Origin of the sequence: Chlorogloea sp. CCALA 695, from assembly GCF_003003885.1 — a bacterium.
Taxonomy (GTDB): Bacteria; Cyanobacteriota; Cyanobacteriia; order Cyanobacteriales; family Chroococcidiopsidaceae; genus Aliterella.
The window spans coordinates 1-10,761 of the sequence record NZ_PVWN01000093.1 but is presented as its reverse complement, the minus strand read 5'-3'; the positions used below and the strand labels follow the sequence as shown (position 1 = coordinate 10,761).

The following is a 10,761-nucleotide window of genomic DNA, read 5'->3' as shown; positions in this document are numbered from 1 at the left end:
AGCAGGCATTTAAAAAATTGTCCCCGTGCAGAAAACACATCTCTTTTATCTTATATTTTATTGTAACCGTCTACTTAGTTACATTACTAAATCTTTATTTATTAAATCACGAACAAGGTTTGGGATAGAATCAAGCGATGAGAAATGTTGTCAAGGTATGAATTTATCCAACTGCTGCCCAAAAAGAAGCTTTCGCGCGTGCTTTTGGTTGTGCTGTGTGGTGGTGGAATCGAGCTTTGAACTTGAATAACGAAACTTATAAAGCAACAGGTAAAGGCTTATCTCGGCAGGGATATAATCACCTTTTGCCAGCACTCAAAGCTGAGTTTCCTTGGCTGACCGATTGTTACTCACAAGTGTTGCAGTCTGTTAGTTTGAATCTATCTAGGGCGCGAAGTCTTGCGGGATGAATCATTTATCCGCAGAGCTTCGCATTTATCAACTTCTTTGCAGGTAGGGCAAAATATCCTAACTTCAAAAGCAAACATGGTAAGCAGTCTATTCAATACTCACAATCAGTCAAGCTGTTAGACGGATTTATCAAGCTACCTAAAATAGGCGAAGTGTCAGGTAAACTTCACCGCACTTTTGACGGGGTTTTGAAGATGGTAACAGTTAGTATGACTTGTACGGGCAAGTATTATGCTGTGTTGTTTGATGATGGCATCCCAAATATGCCGCCAAGTGTTGATGGTGCGGCGATAGGACTCGAGTTAGGGAAGTCTATTAGCTTACAACCTCTCAAGGATTAGAATTTAATCGTCATGCTGAACTAGAAGATTTGTACGTTCTACCAGAAGCACGGCGAGTAGGTATTGGTGGGGTACTCATTGACCGAGTCAAGCAGTGATTTCATCAAAGGGAGTGCAATGTGTTGTTAATCGTTGTGACAGAAGATGCTCAGGCAAATCGAAACCTAATTACTTATTACTAAAAACATGGCTTTCAACCCAGTAAGCGATCGCCCCTTTTCTAACATTTAGGGGTTGAGCCGAGAGCCGATTAATGGCGATCGCTAAACCTGGGAAACAGCAACCACACTTGTTTTTTGTTGACGGTCAAATAAAACTCTGGGCTTAAGTAATATTTTTAACAGCAACCACAGAGATTGCAATTCTCCTGGGGTATCTTGACGTTTCCACTGTCCGGGACGACAAAACAACATCTCTACTAAAACCCTATGTTGAGAGGGGTTTACCTGCTCAAATACTATTTGCACGCTAGGAAAGCGATCGCTGACCCCAGTTTGAGTAATTTGTCCTTGCAAAAGCATCTTTTCTTCTAAAATTTCTACGGTTACTGGCAAGGTTTCTCCTTTGGGAAGGATCGGAAGCCCTAACTGAGTAAGCGCGACTTCAGCACCAAGTTCAGAAATTTTTGTTGTTACGCCCCACAAGGTTTGTCCAGCGACATCTAACCGTACTGACCGCCGCAGATCGAACCATTCGTGTAAATCAGGTTTAGGGACATCCAGTAGTATTAGTAAAGAAACACCAATTAATAGCAGGTTGTAAATACTCCAAATCCAGCCTAAATTAATACCTCTAAGTTGCTCGGCAATTTCTGGTGCCATTGCTGGCATCATCGCTCCCCTCATCACCGACATACCTAAATTCCACCATAAGCTCACTGCTGTAAGAATAAATAAGAGGATTAAAGGCCAAGCTAATCTCCAGTTGAAATAAAAGTTGTCGTTGCGAGTTCCTTTTGGCGTTACATTAAATCCTTTTGAGAAGGGATTTAGCATCACTTGAATAACCGTCATTACCAAAGGTAAAGTTAGCACTAAAGTGTAAATATCTGATAGCAACGCTGAACGAGAACGCTGATTTAACCAAGAAAATACTGTTAATTGCACTACGTAATAGGGCAAAAAGAAATACAGCAATTCGGTAGGGGCGGCTTTAAGAGGAATAATCCCTAAAAATGAATAGGCTAAAGGTACAACTAGGAATCCTCCACGAGATATGCTGGTAAACCAATGCAGCAAACCTTCTAGGTGTCCTAATCTTTGTAAAGGTCGCAGTCCGGGAATAGTCAAAGGATTAGCCTTAATAAAAAATGCTTGTAAGGTTCCCCTTCCCCAACGCAATCGCTGTAAAGCATGGGCAGCTATATTTTCCGCAGCTAAACCAGCACTTAATTTTTCATCTAGATAAACTAAGCGATATCCTAGAGCAGATATACGAATGCCTGTAAAATAATCCTCACTTACAGAATCGGTGACAAAACCTCCCACAGCTTCAAGGGCGCTGCGCCGGACAACAAAAGAGGTTCCCGAACAGACCACACTACCCGCAGCATCACGAATCGGCTGAATTTGTCTGTAAAATACTTCTTCTTCCGGTGCTAGCACGTTTTCTAAGCCTAAGTTACGGGCAATGGGGTCAATGTTGTAAAAGCTTTGCGGAGTTTGAACAAGGGCTATTTCCTCATCTTGAAAAAATCCTACCGTGCGAATTAAAAAGTTTTTAGTTGGGACAAAATCGGCATCAAAAACAACAATTAATTCTCCATTAGTTTGGGGAATAGCGTGATTTAGGTTTCCGGCTTTAGCATAAAGATTATCAGGACGGGTTAGATACTCACAACCTAACTCTAATGCCAGTTGTCTCATTTCTGAACGTCTAGTATCGTCAAGTAAATATATTTTTTTATCAGTGTAATTAATAGCTTGGCAACCAATTATTGTGCGGCGCACTATAAATTCTGGCTCATCATAAGTTGGAATTAAAATATCAACAGATGGATAGAAGCTACCATCTAAAACCTGCAACGCTAAAAAATCTGCCTCACGTTGGCGATTCTTTACTCTTAGCATCAAAAATAACTGAAGTGTGGCATTTACAAGCAGCAACATTTCTAGAAAAAATAACCCTAAGCTAAAAAAGCCATTGAGGGGGTCAGCTACATTTAAAGTAGAAAGACTTCGCCATAAAATATAACGAATGGTCAAACCCAATAAAATGCACACTACTAGCACCCGCGACCAAGTTTGAGGAAGAGGAGAAATTTTCATCACGGCGATCGCTATTAAAAATAGCATTATCGTAGGTGCGAGTAAATATTTACCCATCACCATCGGCGTTTCTAGCCACATCGGCGGGTTGTCTTGCATTAACTGAATTTGGGTAAAAACTTGCTGAATTACCCCCACCCCTGCAAACCAGGCTGCAACGCCCACACCAGATACAAATACAACACCCAATAGAAGTAAAGTTGCAAGTGGCGGCTGCATAACTTGCTGAGAGCGATCGCGATTGTTTAAAGCTTTTTTAATACGATTAGAATTTTTCATACTATGATTTTTATCTTATTTGAAATTTAATATAATCAGGAAACTATGATACGTCTGATTAATTCGTCACTTTCTTTTAGAGGTTAGTACCACGACGAAACTTAAGTAAGTTAATCCAGTCGCTCTACTCTGCTTTAAATAGCGAATAAATACGCTGCCTGATTAAAAACTTAAAATTCAAGGAATCAGTGGCGTTTTAGTGTCAAAATATTCACGCCATCGGCTAATTCGCCCGTCTTTGAAATCAACGACAATTACATCATCAGCTTTGTTGCGTAGGTTGGTCGCCTTTTCAGTATCTGCGTAATCCCACTCTACCGAGGCTTGATTGTCTTCAACTATAATTCGCTTAATGTCAATTTTCACGTCTGAGTAATGATGAGCAAAACGGGCGACTTGTTCTCGAATTTTTACTTGCCCTTGCCACCTTTGCCCTGGGACGACAATTTCACCGTCAAGGGTAAATAACTGTGCTAGAGCCTCAGCGTCACGAGCAACCCAAGCATCTCTAGCTTGGTTAATTAAAGTCCGCATTTCTGCTTGCTTCTTGTATTGATTAGCAAAGAAAATTATGCTAAAAGTTGCGTAAAAGATCAGTCCTAAATTTAGCCATACATACAAACTGTTCCAAGTTTTTCTCATAGTACCTTGCTTCACATTATCAAAGTGGATGGGTAACGACCCTAGATATATAAATTGCTCGTAGCAATGGGTTTAGGAGAGCAACAAGCTTACTTATAAATTCTCTAATCACGTAACACATATCCCACACTACGAATAGTTTGAACTAAACGTTTTTCTCCCCTTGCTTCCAGCTTTAAACGCAGATAACGAATATAAACTTCAATAATATTGGAATTGCCCATAAAGTTATAGCCCCAGACTTTTTCTAAGATGCGATCGCGCGTAATCACTTGCCGAGGATGCACTAGCAGGTATTCCAGCAAATCAAACTCTTTAGCGGTTAATTCAATTAATCTTTCGCCGCGATACACTTGCCGCGATCGCCGATTTAAACTAAGGTCTGCAAACTCTAGCATATCTGCGTCTATTTCTTGCCCTTGTCTCAGCCGTGCGCGGATTCTGGCTAACAATTCCTCAAGACTAAAAGGCTTAACTAAATAATCATCTGCTCCCGCATCTAAACCAGCAACGCGATCACTTACTTCGTCTTTTGCCGTTAATAATATAATTGGGACTTTGTCACCCGTAGTCCGCAAGCGGCGACAAATTTCTATCCCTGATAAGCCCGGTAGCATCCAATCTATTATAATTAAGTCAACTTGCAATTCTCGCGCTGCGGTCAATCCCGCTACGCCGTCATGGACTACACTAATTTCGTAGCCTTCATAACCTAATTCTAATTGAATAAACTTAGCTAATTTAATTTCGTCTTCTACGAGCAAAATATGTGCTGTCATAAATTATGCTGCACTGGGTAGAGTTACCGTAAAAGTGCTACCTTCTCCTAGTTTAGAGCGGACTGTAACGCTACCACCCATACTATCAACCAAAGTTTTCACAATCGATAAACCCAACCCACAGCCGCCAGCAGAACGATTGCGGGCTTCATCAACGCGGTAAAAACGCTCAAAAATGAGATGTTGCTGTGACAAAGGAATGCCTAAACCGCGATCGCAAACATGAATTAAGGTACTTTCTGCTTTTAAATCTAATACTACAGCGATCGCCAAGTGGGAGTCAGAATACTTAACAGCGTTGTCAAACAAATTTATTAAAACTTGTTTGAGGCGGCTGCGATCAGCTTTAACTAAAATTTGTTCGCGGCTAGTTTCTAAAGTAATAATGCGATCGTGTTGCTGCATTGCCATTGCTGCTACTTCTATAACTAAATCGTTCAGCACTAATGATTCAATTTGAATATGCAAGTAACCAGCATCCGCTCTAGCTAAATCAAGCAAGTCTTGCAATAAACCAATAGTGCCTTGTGCCTCTATTTCGGCGGTTTCTAAGGCTTCTCGTTGAGTTGGAGTTAAATTAGTTTCGCGTTTGAGGACGCTTTGCAAATAACCATGCACAATCGTTAAAGGTGTACGCAATTCGTGAGAAACATTACCGACAAACTGACGCTGTTGCTCCCACGCCTCAGATAAACGATCTAGCATCATGTCACAGGTACAGGCTAACTCTTTAACTTCCGTCGGCGCGCGATGGAGGTGCAACCTTGCTTGACTTAGATCGTTTACAGATATAGTTTCAGCTAGTTGACTGATGCGGCGCAATGGTTGCAGCGATTTTTTAATATAAATAGCGATCGCAATGGTGATAATTATTAAAGCAATTAGGCTGACAATCCCCAAACTTTGAACTAGGGATGAAAACATCCGTTGCTCATAAGAGATATCTTGCGCTACAAATAATAATCCCAATTGCTGTCCTTTAACTTGTAAGAATTTCCCGCATACTACAAAATAGCGATCGCCAATCTCGTACACTCTGGTACTCAGAGGCGATCGCATTAACGACATCAATTTGATGGAAGCTTCGTCATTGGGGACTAAATTTTCTATGGAGTTATTGCTATTATTATGTTTAACCCATATTAAAGTTTTACCTGTACTGCGGTTAGCGATCGCCTTTTGTAGCCCTATTTCTAAAGAAAACATTTCGCTGTAAACTTCTACGTCTCCTGGCAAACGTTGAGCAATTTGCTCTATATTCTGCTTGTGACCATCAATTAAAATTTGCTGCATTTGCCAAGTTGTCCACACAGCAATACCACCCACGCCTACAGCAAAAGCCGCAGTAATGCCAATGGTCAAGCGCACTTGCAAGGAAAAAGGATCTATTTTCTGCCAAAGCTTCTTAATTTTCTGCACTGCTACTCTATAAATTTCTATCCTTTTGGTGGTGAGCTAGGACAAGTTTTGTTAGCAAAGTCACACTGATAAATATAAGGCTCTTGCCAGCTTAGAGGAATCCCTAATAAGTCTCGCGTTCCGGTTAGTCCTTGTCCGATAAATAGTAGTAGGGCAATGCAGTTTAATACGGTGTGAACTATGCGCCAGCGATGGGATTTGTCTTTGTAAATTGAAGGTGCGATCGCCAAGGAAAAAATCATCAATAATGCCGCTACAATCCCAATGTAATAATGCGACCAGTACCACTCGTTTGAAAGCCTGTAAACTCCATCTTGGCAGCCTAAAATAACTAAACCTGCACCCGCTAAAGTAGCAAATACTCCCCGCCAAAGTTTGTCTCTTGATTTGTAAAGAAACACTAAGGAGGCAATAGTAGCAACGAACATTAGCCCAATAAATGCTACTTGAAATGGCTCTTTACTTACTAATTCATTAGTCAAAATGTTTTTAATAATTGGGTGAGCGATTCCCAATAAAGCAATGCTTACAACGGCGGATGTTAGCCAATTTCCCAAGCGATTATGTTCTGCGCCAACGACAGGCGGAATTTTACTTTTCCCCTCAACCTTTGTTTGCAAGCGGCGCTGACGAGTTTGCCATGCTAGGTTAATAACCATACCAATGAGCGGAAAAACAAAGAAAACTGCGATCGCTGGATGTAATAAAGTAAAAGCGTCTTTAATTTCTACCATACGAAACCTCAGTATAAAAATAGAATTTGACCGACACGTTCATACTATAAAAGGAAAGCAAAATTATCGGGCATTGCGGATAGGTGATGAGTTACCCGCGATCGCACTTTAAACAGCTATGATTAACGCTGGGCTGTAGATGTTGTGGGTAACAAAGCATAGCCAAAAGTAGCATTAAACATTCGACACCATACAGCTACCGTACGAAAGTTTGCCAAGTTAACATTATTGGGAATCGCATAACGTTGAGTACCGCTAACTTTTTGTAAGCGGCTGAGAGTAACATAATCAGCCTTTTTTAACCCACCTTTTGGTAATGTAGCATCGCGGTGGAGGATAACGTGCAAGTCTGGGCCCATATCTGACCTAAAGGTTTTGTCAAATACTAGGTAGCGTTTACCCTTTTCGTTAATAATACTTACTGCTCCTTGAGTAGGATGTTCTGCGGCAACAAACATACCAGTCTTTTGTTTAGACACTGCCCCGTCATTCATTTGTGGACGAGACATTTCTCCAGCTTGTGCTGATAGTTGATGAGAAGGCAATCCACTTACACCAAGAACGAGAGCAGTAGCAACACTAAATACCAAATATTTCAATTTCATGGCTTTAAATTTCCGAAAAAACTTACTTTCATACTGTATAAGTCTTTAGTAGATGCAGAATTAATCGCTGTTAAGAAGCGGATTTAATAATACTCATGCTTTTCTCAGTAAATTCTCATTTAACTACTGAGTTTAGCCGTTCCAAAAGTAGCATTAAAAGAGCGACACCAAATAACCGCCGATTGATAGTTTTCTAGCTTAATATTTTGAGGAATAGCATAACGTTGGCTATCCCTATATTTTTGCAAGCGATCAACGGTGACATAATCTGCTTCTTTGAGTGGGTAAGCTGGAGGCTGACTAGATACAAGCACATTATCGGAGCGGTGGAGAATTACATATACCCCTCATTTGTCACTCTGGGTAAGCACAAAATAAATCAAGACTTGAACAAGCTTGGAATGTAAGGCTTTCAAGCTTAATTTCACAACAAATGAACTCACTTAGGTCAACTTTGCCAAATCCTTATTCACAAAAGGTTTCAGATTTTAATCTTCCGAAAGTGACAAATGAGGGATACAGCAAGTTGCAAGTTTATTGAGTACAATAACAACAGTTGGCAAACCAGTTGCGTAAATGTTTAGGATTGACTAAATCAAGAGCAGTGGCAATGAGAATATCAACTATGTTTGTAGTCGGAGGAGAAAATTGACGTAAGAAGGACTTGAGTTGTGACCACCAAAGTTCGATGGGGTTAAAATCTGGAGAATACGGTGATAAATTCAGCACGTTTGCACCAACGGCTTTAATCATTGGTTCAATGGCAGCTATCTTGTGAGCGGGAAGATTGTCCATGACAACCACCGCCCCTGACCATAACTGAGGCACTAGACACTTTTCTACAAAAACTTTAAAAGCATCGCCATCCATAGACCCATCTAGAGTCATCAATGCTACAACATGAGTCAAGCTGATTGCGCCAATCACCGTTACCCTTGCCCCTCGATAAAAGGGCTTCAAATCATACACTTCTCATACCACGAGGGGAACGAGCATGAGTTCTGGTCAAACCAAGCAAAACCCCTGTCTCAGCGTATTATTTCCAACTGATGTCAAGCTAAAAACTAGCCCCTCATCACTATCAAACAACTCTGCTGTCGGCACACCCGATAAACCTATGACTGTCACGCGGATACTATTGGCATTCCCGTTTGTCACTGTTACCGCAGTAATTCCCTCTGTGGGGTTATCTTGGCGAAATGCATTGCTAAGCTAATAGACCTTTAGAAGGTATAAAATAAAAACTTGAAGTACAAGGGTTTGGAGGGAGTGATGCCTGCAAAAGGATTTCTAAATCTTGAACAAAAAGAAAGATTGCAAACTCTGGTGCGCTCTAATGATTGTTCGAGATTAAGAGAACACGCCCTGATATTGTTACTCCGCTCATGACGGAAAGACTTATAAAGAGATTGCTAGTTTTATCGGGTGGGTATCGAACGGTGGCGCACTGGTGTGTGCATGGAGACCCGGACAATCTAGAGAGTTTAAAAGACAAACGACAGCAAGGAAATTACCGAAAGGCGACAGAGCAATATATTAAATTATTGCTAGAAGTAGTGGAAGTAACTCCTCATGAATTGGGTTATGAATTTGGCAGATGGACTGGGGAAAGATTATCAACGTATCTGCAACAGCAGACAGGAATTAAATTAAGTAGCAAACAAATTAGCCGAATATTGCAAAAAAAAAACTATGTTTATATCTGGGCAAAGTACAGCCTAGAATCTAAGCAAAATCCGGCAGAAAGAACGATATTTTGGGAGAAATTAGAGACTTATTTTAAAGCTGGAGTTGTAGCACCAGAGTTTTTTCAGGTATGGTTTTGGGACGAGACTGGTTTCAGTTTAAGGGTAATACGACGTAAGTGCTGGACACTTCGAGGAAAAAGACAAAAAGTGACAGGTAAACGCACGCCGAGGGCAAATAAATGTGATGGGCGGATTACGTTATCATGATAGAAAAAACTTGAGCTTTTTTGTAGATAATGGTAATAGCGAGAGTTTTTTTGAGTCTTTAGAGAAGCTAAATCAGTTTATTAAAGCTGAATGGATCAAACAAAGGATTAAACCGGAGCTTTATGAACAAATAGGTCCGAGAGTTTTAGTGATTTTAGACAACGCCAGTTATCACAAGCGTCAAGATATCATGGATAAAATAGCGCAATCACTACCAAATATACAGCTTTGTTTTTTACCAGCTTATAGCCCAGACTTTAATTTAATTGAATTAGTATGGCATTCTTGTAAAGAGTTCATTGCCCATCGGTTATTTGAGTCCATCAACCAACTTGAAAAGATTCTAGAGAGATTGCTCAATCAAGGAGAGCTAGTAATTAACTGGAACAGAAACATCCAAAATAAGGGTAATAAAGTTATTGCAAGTTAAGTGTCCATCAGCTTACCTTGTAAGCGCAGTTGTGTATTTGGGATGTCAGCAATATAGGTATTGCCATCAATTCTTGGTAATACTTGTAACTGTTCCCCGGCTGGAGTTTCTAAAATTATTTCAATGCCGTTTTCGGTTGGATTCACTTCGACTTTGGTAACTTCTATAGCCTGGGCAAATACTGGCTGCGAGATTAAAATTACTGCTCCTGCTAGTAAAAAAGAAGTTAATAATTGTGATTTCATGCTTTATTGACTCACACCAAAATAAATAGGAATTAATACATTTGTGAGGAAGCGTTTTCTCTTGTGGCAAAAATAATAGCGCTGCCAGTCCCGCGCTCAAATTTGCATAAAAACTAAACTAATAATATAGTTAGTTATTGAATATTTTTCGCATTTATATTGCGATCGCTAAATTGATGGTGCTTTTTTCCTTGAACTGCATTGGTCATCGAAACCACCATAAAATCTGCTAGGAGCAATACCCACACTGATTGTCTCAATTTCATTTATTTACCCACGCGCCTTTGCTACCCGATCACCATAAAAAATCGACAGAGATTAGTTAAAAATTATTCTCAGTATTTATTTTATATAAGGTGGGACTATTGACAATAGTATTTGTTACTAAATTAGTGACGTAACGAGGAATTTGAGATTTTTGGGCGTAGCCTGCTGTCTGTTAAAGCGTCAATTAACCAAAAACTTGTAACAAAAACGATCGCCCGTGTTGCTGATCTCGTTGTTTAAAATTACCTGGCTATTTGTTTGGCTACAAAAAGATACAGCTTATGTATCTATTCGTCTCCACACTTGGTAGTAAGCTAATAGACTTCTAAAGAGTATAAAATTAAAGTCTGAAATCTTCAAAGTACAAGGACAATGCCTGCGAAAGGA

The 10,761-nt window shown here is 40.1% G+C and carries 13 protein-coding genes and 2 pseudogenes; 5 read left to right on the top strand and 10 right to left on the bottom strand.

Annotation, left to right across the window (positions count from 1 at the left end; translation table 11 throughout):
- The first annotated feature begins 161 nt into the window (after nt 1-161).
- The 3 genes and pseudogenes from C7B70_RS27315 to C7B70_RS28950 all read left to right on the top strand — a co-directional run.
- On the top strand, nt 162-410 hold the full coding sequence (locus C7B70_RS27315) for a helix-turn-helix domain-containing protein (RefSeq protein ID WP_199192511.1): 249 nt from the start codon (nt 162-164) through the stop codon (nt 408-410).
- 153 nt (nt 411-563) lie between these two features.
- Nucleotides 564-752, top strand: coding sequence for a hypothetical protein (locus C7B70_RS27310; RefSeq protein ID WP_199192509.1), 189 nt, complete (start codon nt 564-566; stop codon nt 750-752).
- A gap of 17 nt (nt 753-769) precedes the next feature.
- A pseudogene (locus C7B70_RS28950) lies at nt 770-850 on the top strand (hypothetical protein); the annotation flags it as partial.
- 165 nt (nt 851-1,015) lie between these two features.
- Here the strand turns inward: C7B70_RS28950 and C7B70_RS23890 are convergent.
- From C7B70_RS23890 to C7B70_RS23855, 8 genes are all read right to left on the bottom strand, one after another.
- Nucleotides 1,016-3,298, bottom strand: coding sequence for a glycosyltransferase (locus tag C7B70_RS23890; protein ID WP_106371421.1), 2,283 nt, complete (start codon nt 3,296-3,298; stop codon nt 1,016-1,018).
- A gap of 177 nt (nt 3,299-3,475) precedes the next feature.
- The gene (locus C7B70_RS23885) at nt 3,476-3,940 is read right to left on the bottom strand and encodes a nuclear transport factor 2 family protein (protein ID WP_106371420.1); all 465 of its coding nucleotides are present in this window, start codon (nt 3,938-3,940) and stop codon (nt 3,476-3,478) included.
- 104 nt (nt 3,941-4,044) lie between these two features.
- Nucleotides 4,045-4,719, bottom strand: a complete 675-nt coding sequence (locus C7B70_RS23880) for a response regulator transcription factor (RefSeq protein WP_106371419.1) — start codon at nt 4,717-4,719, stop codon at nt 4,045-4,047.
- Between the two features lie 3 nt (nt 4,720-4,722).
- Nucleotides 4,723-6,138: a HAMP domain-containing sensor histidine kinase gene (locus C7B70_RS23875; protein WP_106371418.1), complete on the bottom strand. Its 1,416-nt coding sequence runs from the start codon at nt 6,136-6,138 to the stop codon at nt 4,723-4,725.
- 17 nt (nt 6,139-6,155) lie between these two features.
- On the bottom strand, nt 6,156-6,872 hold the full coding sequence (locus C7B70_RS23870; RefSeq protein WP_106371417.1) for a DUF4079 domain-containing protein: 717 nt from the start codon (nt 6,870-6,872) through the stop codon (nt 6,156-6,158).
- Nucleotides 6,873-6,994: 122 nt separating this feature from the next.
- On the bottom strand, nt 6,995-7,477 hold the full coding sequence (locus C7B70_RS23865) for a DM13 domain-containing protein (RefSeq protein ID WP_106371416.1): 483 nt from the start codon (nt 7,475-7,477) through the stop codon (nt 6,995-6,997).
- A 119-nt stretch (nt 7,478-7,596) separates the two neighbouring features.
- The gene (locus tag C7B70_RS23860; RefSeq protein WP_106371415.1) at nt 7,597-7,812 is read right to left on the bottom strand and encodes a DM13 domain-containing protein; all 216 of its coding nucleotides are present in this window, start codon (nt 7,810-7,812) and stop codon (nt 7,597-7,599) included.
- A gap of 199 nt (nt 7,813-8,011) precedes the next feature.
- A complete protein-coding gene (locus C7B70_RS23855) occupies nt 8,012-8,446 on the bottom strand; it encodes a transposase (RefSeq protein ID WP_106371414.1) in 435 nt (144 codons plus the stop codon).
- 25 nt (nt 8,447-8,471) lie between these two features.
- Here C7B70_RS23855 and C7B70_RS28945 point away from each other — a divergent pair, with 25 nt between their 5' ends.
- Nucleotides 8,472-8,693 carry a hypothetical protein gene (locus C7B70_RS28945; RefSeq protein ID WP_339376697.1) on the top strand — a complete coding sequence of 74 codons (222 nt, stop codon included), beginning with the start codon at nt 8,472-8,474 and terminating at the stop codon, nt 8,691-8,693.
- Between the two features lie 56 nt (nt 8,694-8,749).
- A pseudogene (locus C7B70_RS23845) lies at nt 8,750-9,862 on the top strand (IS630 family transposase).
- Here C7B70_RS23845 and C7B70_RS23840 read toward each other — a convergent pair.
- Nucleotides 9,859-10,107, bottom strand: coding sequence for an AMIN domain-containing protein (locus C7B70_RS23840; protein WP_106371412.1), 249 nt, complete (start codon nt 10,105-10,107; stop codon nt 9,859-9,861). The pseudogene C7B70_RS23845 and the gene C7B70_RS23840 overlap by 4 nt on opposite strands.
- Nucleotides 10,108-10,241: 134 nt before the next feature.
- A complete protein-coding gene (locus tag C7B70_RS28560) occupies nt 10,242-10,373 on the bottom strand; it encodes a hypothetical protein (RefSeq protein WP_255409378.1) in 132 nt (43 codons plus the stop codon).
- Nucleotides 10,374-10,761 lie beyond the last annotated feature (388 nt).

Bases quoted from the DNA above. Each gene is read 5' to 3' on its own strand.
- C7B70_RS28945 (WP_339376697.1), top strand. From the start codon at position 8,472: ATGAGTTCTGGTCAAACCAAGCAAAACCCCTGTCTCAGCGTATTATTT.
- C7B70_RS23880 (WP_106371419.1), bottom strand. From the start codon at position 4,719: ATGACAGCACATATTTTGCTCGTAGAAGACGAAATTAAATTAGCTAAG.
- C7B70_RS23865 (WP_106371416.1), bottom strand. From the start codon at position 7,477: ATGAAATTGAAATATTTGGTATTTAGTGTTGCTACTGCTCTCGTTCTT.
- C7B70_RS23885 (WP_106371420.1), bottom strand. From the start codon at position 3,940: ATGAGAAAAACTTGGAACAGTTTGTATGTATGGCTAAATTTAGGACTG.
- C7B70_RS23890 (WP_106371421.1), bottom strand. From the start codon at position 3,298: ATGAAAAATTCTAATCGTATTAAAAAAGCTTTAAACAATCGCGATCGC.
- C7B70_RS23840 (WP_106371412.1), bottom strand. From the start codon at position 10,107: ATGAAATCACAATTATTAACTTCTTTTTTACTAGCAGGAGCAGTAATT.
- C7B70_RS28560 (WP_255409378.1), bottom strand. From the start codon at position 10,373: ATGAAATTGAGACAATCAGTGTGGGTATTGCTCCTAGCAGATTTTATG.
- C7B70_RS23870 (WP_106371417.1), bottom strand. From the start codon at position 6,872: ATGGTAGAAATTAAAGACGCTTTTACTTTATTACATCCAGCGATCGCA.